This is a genomic window from Rathayibacter sp. VKM Ac-2928, assembly GCF_022815545.1.
In the GTDB taxonomy this organism is placed as follows: domain Bacteria; phylum Actinomycetota; class Actinomycetes; order Actinomycetales; family Microbacteriaceae; genus Rathayibacter; species Rathayibacter festucae.
In genome coordinates this window covers 157,073-172,569 of sequence record NZ_JALGRU010000003.1, presented here as the reverse complement: position 1 = coordinate 172,569, position 15,497 = coordinate 157,073, and the positions used below count along the sequence as shown (strand labels likewise).

The following is a 15,497-nucleotide window of genomic DNA, read 5'->3' as shown; positions in this document are numbered from 1 at the left end:
CGTGTCGCAGATCATCGAGACCGTCGACGTCAACGTCCCCGTGTCCGTCGCGTACAACCAGTGGACGCAGTTCGAGGAGTTCCCCAAGTTCCTCGACGAGGTCGAGTCCATCCAGCAGGTCACCGACGTCCTCACCGTCTGGAAGGTGAAGGTCGGCCCCGTCGAGCGCGAGTTCGAGGCCAACATCACCGAGCAGCACCCCGACGAGCGCGTCGCCTGGAACAGCACCGGCGGCGAGACCGACCACGCCGGCGTCGTCACCTTCCACAAGCTCTCGGACACCGAGACCCGCGTCACCGTGCAGCTCGACTGGGAGCCCGAGGGCTTCCTCGAGACCGTCGGCTCGCTCGTCGGCGCCGGCAGCCACGCGGTCAAGAAGGACCTCAAGAACTTCAAGGAGTACATCGAGTCCAAGGGCTCGCCGGACGGCGCCTGGCGCGGCGACGTCGAGGCCTGAGCCCGATGTCGGACGACAGCACCCCGGACACCGGCACTCCTGAGGAGGGCGGCCTCGGCACCGAGGGCACCATCCCCGACTCCGAGGACGGGATCGCCCTGGGCGTCTCGGGCGACTCGCACTTCAACCCCGAGGAGGACGCCCCGAGCGACTCCGAGGGCGAGGCGGACGAGAAGTAGCAGAACGAGCTGAAGGGCCGGAGGCGGCGACGCCCCCGGCCCTTCGTCGTCTCAGCGCCAGGCCCGGGCGTACTGCGGCGGCACCAGCCCGAGCGGAGCGCCGAGCTCGCGCGCCATCCGCGACGGAGCGTGCGGGTCGCGCAGCAGCTCGCGCGCCAGCAGCACCACGTCCGCGTCGCCGCCGGCCACCACGCCCTCGGCCTGCTCCGCCGTCGTGATCAGCCCGACCGCCCCGACGGGAGCGCCGGTCGCCCGGCCCACCTCGCGCGCGAACGGCACCTGGTAGAGCGGCGCCACCGGGATGTCGGTCCCCTTCACGAGCCCTCCGGTCGAGACGTCGAAGAGGTCGACGCCCTCGTCGCGCGCCCACTCCGAGACCCGGATCGTCTCCTCGAGCGTCCAGCCGCCCTCGGCCCAGTCGGTGGCGGAGAAGCGCACCAGCAGCGGCAGCTCGCCGATCTCGGCCCGCACCGCGCGGACGACCTCGAGCAGGAGCCGCGCGCGGTTCTCCAGCGATCCGCCGTAGGCGTCCTCGCGGTGGTTCGAGAGCGGCGAGAGGAACTGGTGCAGCAGGTAGCCGTGCGCCGCGTGCAGCTCGATCACGTCGAAGCCCGCGTCCACGGCACGGCGGGCGGAGGCGCGGAACGCCTCGACGAGGCCCGGGAGCTCCTCGACGTCGAGCGCCCGCGGCACCGCGTAGCCCTCGAACGCGACGGCGGAGGGCGCGACCGCCTCCCAGCCGCCCTCGTCGACGGGGACGGAGCCGTGCCCGCTCCACTTGCGGTAGGTCGACGCCTTGCGGCCCGCGTGCGCGAGCTGGATGCCGGAGAGGGCGCCCTGCCCGTGCACGAAGTCGACGATCGGCGCCCAGGCCGCCTGCTGCGCGTCGTTCCAGAGGCCGGTGTCCCAGGGGCTGATCCGTCCCTCCGGGACGACGCCGGTCGCCTCGACGATCACGACGCCCGCCCCGCCGCGCGCGAGCGAGCCGAGGTGCACGAGGTGCCACGGAGTCGGCACGCCGTCCTGCGCCTCCACCGAGTACTGGCACATCGGCGCGGCCCAGACGCGGTTGCGCGCCGTGCGGGAGCGGAGGGTCAGCGGCTGGAAGAGGGCGGGGGAGTCGGTGGTGGTGCGAGGTGCGTCGGTCATCTCAGGGCCAACCGACGGAGCGGCCCGGGTATGCCCGCTGTCGCGCGGCGGCCGTCCCCCTGACGCGACGCCGCCGCTCCGCCGACGCCCGGCGCGGCCCTCCGAGGGACGCCCCACGCCGTCGCTCAGCGCGGCCAGGTCGCCCCGGGCGCCTCCTGCCAGACCGAGCTCGGCGGCGCGAGCGACTCCAGCTCCTCGAACAGCGCGTCCGGGATGTCGAGCGCGTCGTCCGCGACGAACGCGTCGTAGTGCTCGGCGCTCGTCGCGCCGACCACCGTCGTCGTCACGCGCGGGTCCCGGGTCGAGAACTGCAGGGCGGCGGCGGCGAGCGGCACGCCCGCCCGCTCGCAGGCCTCGCCCATCGCGGCGACCGCGTCGACGATCTCCTGCGGCGCCGGCGCGTACGCGTAGCTGCGGACCGGCTCGGGCCAGCGCGCGAGCGCCCCGCCGCCGTAGACGGCCGCGTTGACCACGACGACGCCGCGCGCGACGGAGGCGTCGATCAGCTCCTCGGAGGAGCGGTCGACCAGCGTGAACCGGTTGTGCGTGATCACGGCGTCGAAGAGCCCGGTGTCGACGTAGTGCCGCAGCATCGGCGCCGGCCCGCCCGAGATGCCGATCGAGAGCGCGGCGCCCGCCTCCTTCATCGCGACGAGCGCGCGCACCGGGCCGTCCTCGGCGAAGGCCTCGTCGTAGGAGATGCGCTCCGGGTCGTGCAGGTAGAGCAGCGGCAGCACGTCCATGCCCAGGCGCTCGCGGCTCTCGTCGAGGCTGCGGCGCATCCGCTCGGCCGAGTAGCTGCCGGTCTCCGGGTCGCGGTCGAGCTTCGTGACGACGGTGATCCCCTCCGGGACCCCGCCGCGCGCCCGCAGCGCCTCGCCGATCAGCCGCTCGCTGTGCCCGAGCGCGTACTCGTTGGAGGTGTCGATCACCGAGACGGGGCGGCCGGCGCCGGAGTCGAGCACGCGCTCGAGCGCGGGCACCGTGTCGAGCGAGCCGACGCGATCGGGGTTCCAGGAGGTGCCGAGGGTGAGCCGGGTCACCAGGGCGCCGGAGGGGCCGAAGGGGCGGAGCGCGGAGGGCTGAGAGGTCATCCCGTCAGCCTGGCAGCCGCGCCCGTCGCGCGTCGAGGGCTCAGTGCACCAGAGGGCTCAGTGCACCAGAGGGCTCAGTGCACCAGCGTGCTCAGCCACACCACGACGAACCCGAGCAGCGTCGTCACGAGCGTGCTCAGCACCCGCCGCTTCCACGAGCTGCCGCGCCGCGCCGACATCAGGTAGCCGAGCGCCGCGAGGATCACGACACCCGCTCCGAGCGCCAGGTAGTACGCCGTCCACTCGTCCAGCACCCCGAGCGGCCCGAGCGCGAGCAGCAGCGCCGGCACGACCATCGCGGCGATCATCCCGATCGAGTGCCGGGCGGTGTCCCGCACGGCCGCGAGGACCGTGCGCGGCGTCGGATCCGACTCGGGCAGGCGCGCGATCGTCCCGGAGTAGAGGTGCGCGACCCAGAACACCGTCACCGAGCCGAGCAGGAACAGCAGGACGTCGAGATCGGTGTCCTTGTCCCAGCCGACGGCGATCAGCGTGATCGAGAGCACCGTGCCGTAGATGGCACCCTCGGTGCGCATCACCGCGCCGAGCACGCCGACCGCGACCACGGCGCCGGTGCGGGTGGTGACGATCCGCCGCTGCGGCGGCGCCTGCTCGAGGGTCGGGGAGTCGTCGGGATCCATGGAGCTCGGCCTTCCGTCGGGCGCGGGCGACCGGCGGCGGACCGGCCTGACCACACCCTAGGGCCTGCGCGCCCGCGGCCGCGTCTTCAGCGGCACGGGCGGCAGAGCGGCGAGCGACGGCGCGACGAAGCCGATCACGTCGGAGTAGTGCTCGTCCTCGCCCGAGCGGACGAACGACCAGCACTTGAGCGACGCGGGCCGATCGCGCAGCGGCAGCGGGCTCGCCTCGACGACCAGGGCTCCGTCGCTCCGGTAGACCACCCGCGCCGGGACTCCGCGGCGGCGGCCGTCGATCGTGTGGCTCGCGGTGGGGCGGAGCACGCCGTCGCGGCTGTCGAGGCCGATGGAGAGGACGGAGCGGAAGTCGTCCGAGGCGGCGCCCATGCCGATCAGGAAGTCGGGGCCGGTGCCGCGGAGCAGGAACACGACGTCGAGCCCCTTCTCGTGCCGGAGCGCGTACGTCGCGGTCAGCATGCCCCGACCGAAGGAGGCCGCGCGCGCCGCGGAGTCCTCGTGGTGGGATCGGGCTACCTGCTCGCGCATGCGGCGCTCCTTCGCGTCTCCGGCTCGGTCGAGGCGCCGCCCCCGCCGCTCGTCGTCTCCTTCACCGTAGAGGAGAGCCGCCCTATGATCGCGCCATGCCTCGCATTCCGGACAGCGTCCCCACGCCCGCGCTCGTCCTCGACGAGGCGGTCCTCGACCGCAACATCGCGGCCACCGCCCGCTCGGCCCGCGAGCGGGGCGTCGCGCTGCGCCCGCACGCCAAGACCCACAAGTCGATCGAGATCGCCCAGCGGCAGCTGGCGGCCGGCGCGGTCGGCCTCACCGTCGCGACCGTGTCGGAGGCCGAGGTGTTCGCGGCCGGCGGTGTCGAGGACCTCTTCATCGCCTACCCGCTCTGGCTCGACGCCGAGCGCGCGGTCCGGCTGCGCGGCGTGCTCGAGCGGGCGCGGGTCCGGGTCGGCGTCGACTCCGCGGAGTCGGCGCGCCGCCTGGCCGCGGCGATCCCCGACGGCCTCGAGGTCGTCGTCGAGGTCGACTCCGGCCACCACCGCAGCGGAGTGCCGCCGCAGGAGGCCGGCGCGGTGGCCGCCGCCGCGGCCGAGGCCGGGCTCGACGTGGTCGGCGTCTTCACCTTCCCCGGTCACAGCTACGCCCTCGACGGCCGCCGGGCCGCGGCCCGCGACGAGGCCGCCGCGCTCAGTGCCGCCGCCGCCTCGCTCGCCGGCGCCGGAGTCCCGGCCCGCGTGATCAGCGGAGGCTCGACCCCGTCCCTGGAGTTCGCCGACGCCGGCGTCCTCACCGAGCTGCGCCCGGGCGTCTCCGCCCTCGGCGACGCGCAGCAGTGGGAGATCGGCACCATCGGCCCGGAGTCGATCGCCGTCACCGTGCTCGCCACGATCGTCGCCCGCCGCGACGACCACCTGATCGCCGACGCCGGCAGCAAGGTGCTCTCCTCCGACCGCGGCGCCGCCTCGACCGGCTTCGGCCGCCTCCTCGAGCACCCCGACGCCCGCATCACCGTCCTCTCGGAGCACCACGCCACCATCACCGGTGTCGACCTGCCGCTCGGCACCCGGATCCGCATCGCCCCCAACCACGTCTGCGTCGCCGTCAACCTCGCCGACGACTACCGCGTCCTCCGCGCCGACGGCACCACCGCCACCTGGCCCGTCGACGCCCGCGGCCGCAACACCTAGCCGCCCCTGCTGATCGAGTAGTCCGCACAGCGGGCCACCCCAGCTGATCGAGTAGCCCGCGCAGCGGCCCACCCAGGCTGATCGAGTAGCCCGCGCAGCGGGCGTATCGAGATCCACCAGCGTCCGACGGAGGTCTGCAGACCCGGCCTGCTGGTCACGGCAGGTCTCGATACGCCGCTCCGCGGCTACTCGACCACCATGCCTGCGGGCGTCTCCCAAGTAGATCCCGCGTGGCTCAGCGCCGCGGCACCCGCAGCCCGACCACCGCGGTCAGCCCGAGGAGCACGAAGGCCGAGGCGAACGCCGCCGTCGGCGACGCCGCGTCCGCGAGCGCCCCCGCCAGCAGCGGCCCGACGACGCCGCCGAGGTCCGACGCCGCCTGGAAGAACGACACCGGCTTCCCGCCGCGCTCGCCGGCCGCGTCGCCCACGAGCGCGCCCGGCGCCGTCCCCATGAACGCCGCCGCCGCTCCGTACACGCAGAGCAGCGCGATCAGCAGCCACAGCTCGTGCACCAGCGGCATCGCCAGCATCGCGACGGCCGCGACCGCGAACCCGCCGATCAGCGCGGGGCGCCGCCCGACCGTGTCGACGAAGCGCCCGGCCGGCGCCAGCGCGATCGTCTGCACCACCGCCGCGATGGCGAAGGCGATGCCCGTCCAGGCCGGCTCGTCGCCCAGTCCCTCGACGACGAGCACCGGCACGAGCGTCGCCCGGACGCCCATCGCCGACCAGCCGAGCGCGAAGTTCGCGAGCACCGCGCTCTGGTAGCGCCGATCGCGCGCGACCTCGTGCATCGGCTTCGCCACGGCCGCCGCCGCCGCCGCCTCCGCGTCGCGGTCTGGCCGCTGCAGCAGCACCAGCCCGACGATCCCGGCGATCGCGAGCGTGCCCGCGTAGAACAAGAAGGGAGCGGTCAGCGAGATCGCCGTCAGCACGCCGCCGACGGCCGGCCCGGCCATGCCGCCGAGCAGGAACCCGCCCTGGTAGAAGCCGATCGACCGGCCCCGCCGCTCCGGATCCGCCGTCCGCAGCAGCAGCGTCATCGCCGCGACCGAGAACATCGCGGAGCCGATCCCGCCCGCTCCGCGCAGCAGCAGCAGGTGCGCGTAGTCGCCGGCCAGCCCGACGAGCGCGCTGGACACCGCCACGATCCCGATGCCGACGGCCAGCACGATGCGCTCGCCGACCCGGTCGACCAGCGGCCCGACGAACGGATTCGCGACCAGCCGCATCAGCGCGAACGCCGACACCACCGCCCCGACCTCGACGTAGCCGACCCCGAAGCTCCGCACGTACACCGGCAGCACCGGCACGACGACCCCGAACCCCAGCATCACGAAGAACGCCACGATCCCGAGGACCTTCACGTCGCGGGGGAGCCGCGCCCCGGGTTCACGGTTCTTCCACGGAGCACGCACCCACCGACGCTACCCCGTGCCCCCGACACTGCGATCCCGGACGGACGGTACCCTCACTCGGATGAGGTGGAGAAGCAGGGTGGCGGCAGTGCTCCTCGTCGCGCCCGTCCTCCTCCTCACCGGCTGCGCTCTCCCCGGGCAGACGCAGGACCCGGCTCTCTGCCCGCCCGTCGAGGAGTCGTGGAACGCCTTCGCGGCGGACCCCGCGACGGCGAACCGCGAGGCGTTCGAAGCCGCCCTCGACGCGCTCCAGTACGAGGACGCCACCTCGACAGCGGTCGACGCGGCGCGCTCGGCGAAGTCCGCGCTGCAGAACACCCTCGCCCGGAAGCCGGTGCGCAATCCGTCCTTCTGGAACGCCCTCGACCTGATCGCCGAGGAGTGCTCCGAGGCCGGTGTCGACCTCTCCTTCGACGGCCACGGCGAGCCGCTGCCCGCCGTCGGCTGACCCGCCCAGGAATGCCGGGCCGGGACGCGCGTTGTCCTCAGGGATGACTTCCGCAGCAGACCCGTCCACCGTCCCCACTCCCGAGGCCCCCACTCCCGAGCAGCGCGCCCTCGTGGTCGGCGCCACCGGCATCGGCGGCTCCGCCCTCGTCGACCTGCTCACCGAGCGCGGCTGGCCCGTGACCGCCCTCTCCCGTCGGCCCATCGCCGAGCGCCCCGGCGTCACCCCGCTCTCCGCCGACCTCCGCTCCGCCGAGGACCTCGCGCGCGTGCTCGCCGACGAGAAGCCGACCCACGTCTTCTTCACCGCCTGGTCACGCCAGGCCACGGAGGAGGAGAACATCGCCGTCAACGGCGGCATGGTCCGCGACCTCCTCGCCGCGCTCTCGCACGCGCCGCTCCAGCACGTCGCGCTCGTCACCGGGCTCAAGCACTACCTCGGCCCGTTCGAGGCCTACGGCCAGGGCGCGATGCCCGACACCCCGTTCCACGAGGAGGAGGAGCGCCTCGAGGCGCCCAACTTCTACTACGCGCAGGAGGACGAGCTGTTCGCCGCCGCCGAGCGCGACGGCTTCACCTGGTCGGTGCACCGCTCGCACACCGTGATCGGCCACGCGGTCGGCAACGCGATGAACATGGGCCTCACGCTGGCCGTCGCCGCATCGATCCACCGCGCGCAGGGCACGCCGTTCGTCTTCCCCGGCTCGCTCACGCAGTGGAACGGCCTCACCGACATGACCGACTCCACCGTCCTCGCCGAGCAGATGGTCTGGGCGTCGACGTCTGAGGCGGGTCGCGACGAGGCGTTCAACGTCGTCAACGGGGATGTCTTCCGCTGGCGCTGGATGTGGTCGCGGATCGCCGAGCACTTCGGCGTCGAGCCCGTCGGCCCCGGCGAGGAGCCGCAGCCCCTCGAGCAGCAGATGGCCGGCGCCGACGAGGTCTGGCAGCGCCTCGTCCGCGAGCACGACCTGATCGAGCCCGACCTCGAGCGCGTCGCCTCCTGGTGGCACACCGACGCGGACCTGGGCCGGCAGATCGAGGTCGTCACCGACATCAGCAAGTCGCGCCTGGCCGGCTTCGGCGTGCACCACCGCACGGTCGACTCCTTCACGGACTTGTTCGACCGCTACCGCGCCGAGCGCCTCATCCCGTAAGCGTGTCGGGTCGGCGGCCCCGTCCGGTCGCCGACCCGTCGTCCGGCGGACACCCCGCCGACACCCTGCGTCCCCCCGCGCTGCCTAGCGTCACGGCATGGCGGCGGCGGGGTACGGACGGGTGGGCACCCGGTGATCGAGCGGGTGGACCCGTTCCTCGGCACCGAGGCGACCCGGCTCCCCGACGCGACCGGGCTCGCGGCGACCTGGTGGTCACCCAAGCCGCAGATCGGCAACACGCACCCGGGCGCGACCTTCCCGCTCGGGATGGTGTCCGCCTGCTCCTACTCTGGCGCCTACCCGACCGGCTACGGCCGCTACGACCTCGCGCTCGAGGGCGTCCCGCCGACGATCCAGGACGGCCTCGTCGCCTCCGGCTTCACGCACTTCCAGCAGTCGGGCACCGGCGCGATCCGCAAGTACTACAACTACCTCCGCGTCACGCCGATGCTCGAGCCGCTCGACGAGCTCGGCCGCAGCTGGGCCATCGAGGACGAGGTCGCCGAGCCCGGCTACTACGCCGCGACCCTCTCCTCGGGGATCCGCGCCGAGCTCACCGTCGGCCCCGCCTCGGTCGTGCACCGCTACACCTTCCCCGAGCACCGCAGCGCCCGCGTGGTCGTCGACCTCTCGCTCGGCGGCCTGGCGATCCCGTCCGGAGCCACGATCCCGCTCCGCGCGCAGCTGCACTCGATCTCGCCGGGCGTCGCAGCCGGCGAGGTCGTCATGGAGGGCGCGCCGCTCGCCGTCCACCTCGAGTGCGACGCCCTGCAGTGGCGTCAGATGCTCTGGTACGACCGCCGGCTGATGCCCGGCGGCACCCGGCTCGACTTCGACCACATCCGGCCGACCACCCTGCGCCCGTTCGGGCTGATGTGGGCCGGGCCGAGCACGGCCGGCCAGACCGTCGAGCTGCGGATGGGCTTCTCCCTCCGCGGCACCGAGCGCGCCCGCGAGAACCTGCACCGCGACGTGCCGCCGACGACCGGCGGCTTCGACCAGCGCCGCGACCGCACCCGCAAGACCTGGCGGAAGCGCCTGCGCACGATCGCCGTGGACACCCCCTCGCCCGAGCGCGAGACCGTCTTCGCCACGGCGCTCTACCACTCGCTGATCAAGCCCTGCTTGGCGCCGGACGAGAGCCCGTTCTGGCCGAGCGACGGCCCGTTCGTCTTCGACCTCAGCACGATGTGGGACATCTACCGCACTCAGCTCCCGCTGCTCACCGCGCTCCTGCCCGAGCGCGCGGTCGAGATCGGCGCCGCGCTGCTCACCATCTGCGAGGAGGAGGGCAACTTCCCGATCGGCTACCGGATGGCCAAGGGGAGCGACCGCTTCTCCCGCCAGGGCAGCGCGCTCGCGCACACCTTCCTCGCCGACCTCTGCCGGCTCGGCCTGCCCGGCATCGACTGGGAGGCGGCCCTCGTGCACATGGGCGAGGACCTCAAGCGCACCTACGGCGAGGAGTTCCTCGCGGCGGGGGAGGCGCACCCGATCAGCCACACCCTCGACCTCGCGCACGGCTACTGGTGCACCGCCGTCGTGGCGCGGCACGTCGGCGACCACCTCCTCGCCGACCAGCTCGAGGAGCGGGCGGCGCAGTGGGTGAACGCCTACGACCTGCGCTCCGGCCTGCTCAAGGACTCCACCTACTACGAGGGCACCCGGCACAACTACTCCTTCCGCCTGCTGCACGACATGGCCGGCCGCATCGCGATCAGCGGAGGCGACGAGGCCTTCGTCGCGCAGCTGGACGAGTTCTTCGGCTACGGCGCCGAGCCCGTCGTGCAGCCGGGACTGCGCCCGGACCGTGCGGAGATGCTCGCGGGCGCGGCCCTCGGCCGCTTCGAGGGGCTGAACAACGAGCCCGACATGGACGCGCCGTGGGCGTACCACTACGCGGGTCGCCCCGACCGCACGGCCGAGATCGTGCACGGCGTGCTGCACCAGCGCTTCGGTGCCGGCCGCGGCGGTCTGCCCGGCAACGACGACTCCGGCGGCCTGAGCTCCTGGTACGTCTGGGCGAGCCTCGGGGTCTTCCCGGTCGCCGGCCAGGGGCTGCTGCTGGTCAACGCGCCGGCCTTCGCGCGGGCGTCGATCGCGGTGGGCGGGGCGGACGTCGAGCTGCGCACCACCGGCTTCGTCGAGCCGGTGCCGGGCGGCCCCGTCCAGTACGTGCAGTCCGCGGAGCTGAACGGCGCACCGCTCGACGCGAGCTGGATCACCGCCGCCGAGCTGCACCGCGGCGGCGAGCTGACGCTGCACCTCGGCCCCGAGCCGGCCGGCTGGGGGAGCGCCCCCGAGCACCGCCCGCCGTCGTTCCCGCGGCACTGAGCGCCCCTACCGCCTCCACCGCCTCCACCCACTCCACCACTCCACCCCGCCCGCACCGATCACCCCTGAAGGAGCACCATGGACCAGAGCACGCACGCCCACACCGTGCAGAACCGACTCGTCATCGTGGTCCGCGCGGATCCGGTGATCTGCGGGCACTCGGTCGAGGCCCGCAACCTCGCCGAGACCGCCCTCGAGCGCGGCTTCGACGAGGTGCGGATCGTCACCTGGCCGATCGAGCGGCTCCAGGCCGCCGGCCTCCCGCTCAAGCCGCTCGACGCCGTCCTCCCCTACAGCGACGGCATCATCGTCGAGCGCCCGGAGCCCGTCGGCGACTACAAGGTGCCGGACGGCCGCTTCCTCGCCGGCATGGTCGGCCGCCTGGTCGAGCTGTTCACCGACGGCGTGCCCACCGTCTGCCTCTCCCTCTACCTCAGCCCGCACACCCTCGCGGTGGCGGACGCCCTGCGCGCCGCCTGGAGCACCGGACTCCCGGTCGACGTCACCACGATCGCCGAGGCGGTCGGCTCCGACGTCACGAACGTCGTCCGCCGGGCGGTCGAGGAGGGCCGCCTCGGCGCCGCCGCGCACATCTTCGCCTCGTATCTCTCGCAGGACCACTGCGTCGCCGTCTCCGAGTACACCCGCGACCTGATCGTCGAGGAGGCCGAGCGGATCGACGCGGTGCACGGCACCCGCTTCGCCGAGCAGTGCCGCGCGCGCATCGAGATCTCCTACCCGGCGATCGACTCCGACGCCTACACCGGGCTCGACCCGGCCGTGGTCGACGAGGTGGTGCGCGCGCGCGGGCTGCGCACCGACGGCTACGTGCTCTTCCTCTCCCGGCTGACGGAGGCGAAGGGCGTCGAGGATCTGATCGCCGGCTACGAGCGCAGTGCCGTGCACGCGGATCGGGAGCTCGTCATTGCCGGGCGCGGACCGCAGGAGGCGGAGCTGCGGCGCCTGGCGGCCGCGTCGCCGCTGGCCCACCGCATCCTCTTCCTCGACGACGTCGGCGACGCGGAGAAGCCCTACCTGATGGCCGGCTGCTCGGCGTTCGTGCTGCCGAGCAAGCCGCGCCCGGAGTTCGTCGAGACCTTCGGCATCGCGCTCGCCGAGAAGATGCTCGCGGGCGGCGGACCCGTCATCACGACCCTGACCGGCGGCATCGGCGAAGCGGTCGGCGAGCACGCGTTCATCACCCCGGTCGACGCCCCGGACACGATCGCCGCGCTGCTCGACCACGTGGTGCTCGAGCTGACCGCCGAGGACCGGGCGCAGCGGGCCGTCGCGGCACGCGAGTACGCCCTGCAGTTCGACCGCCGCCGGGTGTTCGACCGGATGTTCGCCCGGCTCGGGCGCCCGGTGCAGGCGGGACAGGCCGCCTAGGCGCCGCCCTCGGCCGCGACGGCCAGGCGGTAGCGGACGAAGCGGAGGGTGAAGCTGTGCCGGTCGCCGCTGCCGAGGCGCTCCGCCAGCACGCGGATGCCGAGCACGGCGACGACGCGCCACCACTCGAGCTCGTCGGAGACGACGGCAGTGAACTCGTCGCCGGGCCGGACGTCACCGGGATCCGTGCCGGAAGCCCCGGTGCTGGAACGCGGGGCGGTGGTCGTGTCGAGCATGGCGCCGACTCCTGTCGGCAGGCCTCGCGGAAGCGCTTCGGGTGCGCCGCGCACCCGGATGCCAGGCCCACGAGAGGGGGAGCTCGCTACCCGGCATCCGGTCATGCGCGCGGTCACGGGGTCGAGCCCGCCGGAACGAACCCGGACCGCACTCGAAGTGTAGGCCTGTGTCCTGGGCGTGGCGCGGAATGTCAAGCGCTTGCGAGGCAGTTCGGAGAGTCCGACAGATATCGGCGAACTCGATGCCGTCCGGTCGTTGAGAGACGGCCGGCGCCAGGCGGCGAGCGTCAGTCGGCGTGCGCCAGGCGGTGTTCGCTAGGCGGCCGGCTCCGCACGGCGCAGCGGCACCGCGGTCGCACCGACGGGCTCGGGGACGATGCGCAGACCGGCGCCGCTGTTGGCGCGCTCCATCAGGGCCTCGATCCACTCGGGGTTGATCGTGGGCTGGCGGCTGCCCTTGAAGTCGAACTGCAGCGGGATGGTCGGGTGCATCCAGACGCCGCGGCGGCCGGTCCCGGCGTTCGGGCTGGCGTCGAGGGTGAGCAGGAAGCGCTCGTCCCGGCGGAACTTGTTGATGATGACGATCTGCAGGTGGGCCAGAGTCCGGTCGTCGACCTCGATGGCCGCCGGAGGAGTGCCGTACATGATGCTGCCCATGGTCTTCTCCCGTTCGCACGAAGACAGGAGCCTGTCCCTGTCGCTAGAAAGACTGTCTACTAGTTTGACTAACGATGTCAAGCCCGGCCGGATGAACGGACGGTGACGCCCGGAGAGCCCGAGCACCCACGCCGAGGACGCGTGTTCCGCAGAGAACGCGGAGGGTGCGGCCGAGCCGAGCGGCTCAGGCGCGGCGTCGCTCGACGGTGAGCTCGTGGTCGGCGTCGTCCTCGAGGACGTCGCCCTGCTCGCCGGGGATCTCGACGATCTCGCGGACGGTCTGCAGGAAGCGGACCACCGCGCTCGCCTCCTCGGGGGAGAGCTGCTCGGCCGCGGCGAGCATCCGCTGGTTCATGTCGTCGAGCGTCTCGCGCACCTCGCGGTGGGAGGTGGGGGTGGCGACGATCCGGATCGCGCGCCGATCGCTCGGGTGCGGCTGGCGGAGGACGTGGCCGCTCTTGACCAAGCGGTCGATCAGCACGGTGGTGGAGGCGGAGGAGATGCCGAGGTAGGCGGCGAGGTCCTTCGGGCTGACGTGCTGGCCGCCCTGCTGCCGGCGCATGAGGAACTGGACCGCGAGCAGATCGTTCTCGCCCATGCCCATCGATCCGCGGGTGCGCCGGCGCATCGCGCTCTCGGCCGTGCGGAAGGCCCGCATCGCGCCGAGGACCTCGGCGGCCCCGGGCGCGCTCGGAACGGCCGGGTGCCGGAGGGCAGCCGGTCGACTCAGCGCGACCTCGTCCATGCACCACAGCTTAGACAGTCATGTAGCAAGAAGATCTAGTCATGTACAACCCCGTCCTGGTGCTTGTCCTCGGCGACCCCAGACGGTACGAATGGACAAGCTAGTTAGACGAGCTAGCGAAATCAGGACGAGGAGGACGGCATGCTCGACACTGCACCGGTCCTCCCGCTCTCGGATCCCCTGCTCGGCACGACTCTGGCCGATCGCTACCTCCTCCTCGAGCGCATCGGCGAGGGCGGCAGCGCGACGGTCTTCCGGGCGCGCGATCTCCGTCTGGCGCGATCCGTCGCCGTGAAGGTCTACCGCGAGATCGCCGACACCCCGAACGAGCGGTCGCGGCGCGAGCGCGAGGTGCGTCTCCTGATCGACTCCCGTCACTCCTCGATCGTCGAGATCCTCGACCAGGGCGAGATCGCGACGGAGGAGGGCGCGCTCGCGTTCCTCGTCCTCGAGTACTTCGATCCGGCCGACCCCGCCGCCGGCTGGTTCGCCTCGGGCGACGAGCGGCTGCTCGCCGAGGTCGGCGCTCAGCTCGCCGACGCTCTGGCGCACCTGCACGCGCGGGACGTCCTCCACCGGGACGTGAAGCCCGAGAACGTGCTGGTCCGCACGCGGTCCGTCGTCGCCGCCGGTGCCCTGCACGAGGCGAAGCTCAGCGACTTCGGCATCGCCCGGGCCGTCGACGACGCGCGGCTCACCCGCTCGGACGTCCTGGTCGGGACCGCGGCGTACCTCAGCCCCGAGAGCCTCGGCTCCGGGACGGTCGGCCCGGCGTCCGACGTCTACTCCCTCGGCCTGGTGCTGCTCGAGGCGGTCTCCGGCCGTCGTGCCTACACCGGCACCACCCTGGAGATCTCGCTGCAGCGGATGCACCACGCTCCGGTCGTCCCCGACTCGGTGCCCGAGCGCTGGCGCGGGCTGCTGACCGAGATGACCAGGCTCGACCCCGCCGCCCGCCCGAGCGCCGACGGGGTCGCGCGCCGACTGTGGTCGGGACTGCGCGACGAGCCGCGGGCCACGCCGCTGCGCAGCGGCGTGCACGGGGCGATCGCGGCGCTCTCGGCGGTCGCGGTCGGCGTCGCCTCGACGCTCGCTCTGCTCGGCCGCCTCGGCTGACGCGGGGACCGCGGTCCCGCGTCGCCCAGGTGGCGGGCAGGAGTGCTGTCGTAGTCTCCCGGTGACCGTCGACCCGCTGATCGTCGACCGACGCCGACCGTCCGCTGATATGGCCGTGGACCCGAACGGAGCCGATCCCATGAGCCCGCGCCGCCTCTTCCGCATCCTGTCGATCCTCGAGGCGGTGACCTGGACGCTCCTGCTCGTCGGCATGCTGCTCAAGTACGCCGTCGGAGTCGGCGACTGGCCAGTGAGCGTCGCCGGCCCGATCCACGGATTCGCGTTCCTCGCCTACGGGGCGGCCGCGCTCGTCCTCGCGGTAAACCTGCGCTGGACCGCCGGAGCGACCCTGCTCGCGCTCGCCAGCGCCGTGGTGCCCTATACGACCATCCCGCTGGAGCGCGGCTTCGAGCGGCGCGGGCTCCTCGAGGGCGACTGGCGCCGCGAGGCGGGCGCCGACCCGCGTGACCGGAGGCTCCCGAGCCGGCTGCTGCGCTGGGCGCTCGGCCGCCCGGTCCTCGCGGCCGCCCTGGTCCTGGCCGCCGTCGCCGCGGTCTTCGCCGCGCTGCTCGTCGTCGGCCCGCCCGGCGGCGGCGAGGCCTGACGCGCTTGATCGGATCGCCCGCGGAGCGGTCGCATCGAGATCGACCCGCGTCAGCACGCCGGCGGGTGCTCGCCCGAGCATCGTGGGTCTCGATACGCGCTGCGCGCTGCTCGACCAGCATGTGCGGACGTGCGCCGACACACCCTGCGCGCGGTCCCTGCAGCATGTGCGG

Annotated in this window: 17 protein-coding genes; 9 read left to right on the top strand and 8 right to left on the bottom strand. The window is 73.4% G+C overall.

Annotated elements, in window-relative coordinates; translation table 11 throughout:
- Window position 1 precedes the first annotated feature (1 nt).
- Together MT350_RS12315 and MT350_RS12310 are read left to right on the top strand one after the other, a co-directional pair.
- Complete coding sequence (locus MT350_RS12315; RefSeq protein ID WP_123446671.1) at window positions 2-457, top strand: SRPBCC family protein; 456 nt, start codon at window positions 2-4, stop codon at window positions 455-457.
- 5 nt (window positions 458-462) lie between these two features.
- Window positions 463-636, top strand: a complete 174-nt coding sequence (locus MT350_RS12310; RefSeq protein WP_167306092.1) for a hypothetical protein — start codon at window positions 463-465, stop codon at window positions 634-636.
- A gap of 51 nt (window positions 637-687) precedes the next feature.
- On the opposite strand, the gene MT350_RS12305 is transcribed toward MT350_RS12310, so the two are convergent.
- From MT350_RS12305 to MT350_RS12290, 4 genes are all read right to left on the bottom strand, one after another.
- Entirely contained in the window at window positions 688-1,785 is a 1,098-nt protein-coding gene (locus MT350_RS12305; RefSeq protein WP_243616005.1) for an NADH:flavin oxidoreductase/NADH oxidase, read from the bottom strand.
- Between the two features lie 125 nt (window positions 1,786-1,910).
- Complete coding sequence (locus tag MT350_RS12300; protein ID WP_243598248.1) at window positions 1,911-2,879, bottom strand: aldo/keto reductase; 969 nt, start codon at window positions 2,877-2,879, stop codon at window positions 1,911-1,913.
- Between the two features lie 74 nt (window positions 2,880-2,953).
- Window positions 2,954-3,520: a hypothetical protein gene (locus tag MT350_RS12295; RefSeq protein WP_123705415.1), complete on the bottom strand. Its 567-nt coding sequence runs from the start codon at window positions 3,518-3,520 to the stop codon at window positions 2,954-2,956.
- 57 nt (window positions 3,521-3,577) lie between these two features.
- Window positions 3,578-4,063: a hypothetical protein gene (locus MT350_RS12290; protein ID WP_243616004.1), complete on the bottom strand. Its 486-nt coding sequence runs from the start codon at window positions 4,061-4,063 to the stop codon at window positions 3,578-3,580.
- Window positions 4,064-4,158: 95 nt separating this feature from the next.
- Between MT350_RS12290 and MT350_RS12285 the strand changes: the two genes are divergently transcribed.
- Entirely contained in the window at window positions 4,159-5,220 is a 1,062-nt protein-coding gene (locus MT350_RS12285) for an alanine racemase (protein ID WP_243616003.1), read from the top strand.
- Window positions 5,221-5,455: 235 nt separating this feature from the next.
- Here the strand turns inward: MT350_RS12285 and MT350_RS12280 are convergent, their stop codons facing one another.
- Window positions 5,456-6,640 carry an MFS transporter gene (locus MT350_RS12280; RefSeq protein WP_243616002.1) on the bottom strand — a complete coding sequence of 395 codons (1,185 nt, stop codon included), beginning with the start codon at window positions 6,638-6,640 and terminating at the stop codon, window positions 5,456-5,458.
- A 79-nt stretch (window positions 6,641-6,719) separates the two neighbouring features.
- Here MT350_RS12280 and MT350_RS12275 point away from each other — a divergent pair, with 79 nt between their 5' ends.
- The 4 genes from MT350_RS12275 to MT350_RS12260 all read left to right on the top strand — a co-directional run bounded on the left by MT350_RS12275 (window position 6,720) and on the right by MT350_RS12260 (window position 11,967).
- Window positions 6,720-7,088, top strand: coding sequence for a hypothetical protein (locus MT350_RS12275; RefSeq protein WP_243616001.1), 369 nt, complete (start codon window positions 6,720-6,722; stop codon window positions 7,086-7,088).
- A 43-nt stretch (window positions 7,089-7,131) separates the two neighbouring features.
- Entirely contained in the window at window positions 7,132-8,244 is a 1,113-nt protein-coding gene (locus tag MT350_RS12270) for an SDR family oxidoreductase (RefSeq protein ID WP_243616000.1), read from the top strand.
- 132 nt (window positions 8,245-8,376) lie between these two features.
- Window positions 8,377-10,578, top strand: a complete 2,202-nt coding sequence (locus MT350_RS20480; RefSeq protein WP_243615999.1) for a glycoside hydrolase domain-containing protein — start codon at window positions 8,377-8,379, stop codon at window positions 10,576-10,578.
- 78 nt (window positions 10,579-10,656) lie between these two features.
- On the top strand, window positions 10,657-11,967 hold the full coding sequence (locus MT350_RS12260; RefSeq protein ID WP_243615998.1) for a glycosyltransferase: 1,311 nt from the start codon (window positions 10,657-10,659) through the stop codon (window positions 11,965-11,967).
- Here the strand turns inward: MT350_RS12260 and MT350_RS12255 are convergent.
- The 3 genes from MT350_RS12255 to MT350_RS12245 all read right to left on the bottom strand — a co-directional run bounded on the left by MT350_RS12255 (window position 11,964) and on the right by MT350_RS12245 (window position 13,605).
- Entirely contained in the window at window positions 11,964-12,203 is a 240-nt protein-coding gene (locus MT350_RS12255; RefSeq protein WP_243615997.1) for a hypothetical protein, read from the bottom strand. The two genes, MT350_RS12260 and MT350_RS12255, sit on opposite strands and share 4 nt — an antisense overlap.
- A gap of 315 nt (window positions 12,204-12,518) precedes the next feature.
- Window positions 12,519-12,860 carry an ATP-dependent DNA ligase gene (locus MT350_RS12250; RefSeq protein ID WP_123705407.1) on the bottom strand — a complete coding sequence of 114 codons (342 nt, stop codon included), beginning with the start codon at window positions 12,858-12,860 and terminating at the stop codon, window positions 12,519-12,521.
- Between the two features lie 184 nt (window positions 12,861-13,044).
- Window positions 13,045-13,605 carry a MarR family winged helix-turn-helix transcriptional regulator gene (locus MT350_RS12245; RefSeq protein ID WP_243615996.1) on the bottom strand — a complete coding sequence of 187 codons (561 nt, stop codon included), beginning with the start codon at window positions 13,603-13,605 and terminating at the stop codon, window positions 13,045-13,047.
- A 141-nt stretch (window positions 13,606-13,746) separates the two neighbouring features.
- Between MT350_RS12245 and MT350_RS12240 the strand changes: the two genes are divergently transcribed.
- Together MT350_RS12240 and MT350_RS12235 are read left to right on the top strand one after the other, a co-directional pair.
- Window positions 13,747-14,721, top strand: coding sequence for a serine/threonine-protein kinase (locus MT350_RS12240; RefSeq protein WP_243615995.1), 975 nt, complete (start codon window positions 13,747-13,749; stop codon window positions 14,719-14,721).
- A 139-nt stretch (window positions 14,722-14,860) separates the two neighbouring features.
- Window positions 14,861-15,325, top strand: a complete 465-nt coding sequence (locus MT350_RS12235) for a DUF3817 domain-containing protein (RefSeq protein WP_243615994.1) — start codon at window positions 14,861-14,863, stop codon at window positions 15,323-15,325.
- Window positions 15,326-15,497: the final 172 nt, after the last annotated feature.

What these genes read in the sequence shown, in the direction of transcription:
- MT350_RS12295 (WP_123705415.1), bottom strand. Translation starts at nt 3,520, where the DNA reads ATGGATCCCGACGACTCCCCGACCCTCGAGCAGGCGCCGCCGCAGCGG.
- MT350_RS12245 (WP_243615996.1), bottom strand. Translation starts at nt 13,605, where the DNA reads ATGGACGAGGTCGCGCTGAGTCGACCGGCTGCCCTCCGGCACCCGGCC.
- MT350_RS12235 (WP_243615994.1), top strand. Translation starts at nt 14,861, where the DNA reads ATGAGCCCGCGCCGCCTCTTCCGCATCCTGTCGATCCTCGAGGCGGTG.
- MT350_RS12285 (WP_243616003.1), top strand. Translation starts at nt 4,159, where the DNA reads ATGCCTCGCATTCCGGACAGCGTCCCCACGCCCGCGCTCGTCCTCGAC.
- MT350_RS12290 (WP_243616004.1), bottom strand. Translation starts at nt 4,063, where the DNA reads ATGCGCGAGCAGGTAGCCCGATCCCACCACGAGGACTCCGCGGCGCGC.
- MT350_RS12240 (WP_243615995.1), top strand. Translation starts at nt 13,747, where the DNA reads ATGCTCGACACTGCACCGGTCCTCCCGCTCTCGGATCCCCTGCTCGGC.
- MT350_RS12310 (WP_167306092.1), top strand. Translation starts at nt 463, where the DNA reads ATGTCGGACGACAGCACCCCGGACACCGGCACTCCTGAGGAGGGCGGC.
- MT350_RS12300 (WP_243598248.1), bottom strand. Translation starts at nt 2,879, where the DNA reads ATGACCTCTCAGCCCTCCGCGCTCCGCCCCTTCGGCCCCTCCGGCGCC.
- MT350_RS12305 (WP_243616005.1), bottom strand. Translation starts at nt 1,785, where the DNA reads ATGACCGACGCACCTCGCACCACCACCGACTCCCCCGCCCTCTTCCAG.
- MT350_RS12270 (WP_243616000.1), top strand. Translation starts at nt 7,132, where the DNA reads ATGACTTCCGCAGCAGACCCGTCCACCGTCCCCACTCCCGAGGCCCCC.
- MT350_RS12250 (WP_123705407.1), bottom strand. Translation starts at nt 12,860, where the DNA reads ATGGGCAGCATCATGTACGGCACTCCTCCGGCGGCCATCGAGGTCGAC.
- MT350_RS12255 (WP_243615997.1), bottom strand. Translation starts at nt 12,203, where the DNA reads ATGCTCGACACGACCACCGCCCCGCGTTCCAGCACCGGGGCTTCCGGC.
- MT350_RS12260 (WP_243615998.1), top strand. Translation starts at nt 10,657, where the DNA reads ATGGACCAGAGCACGCACGCCCACACCGTGCAGAACCGACTCGTCATC.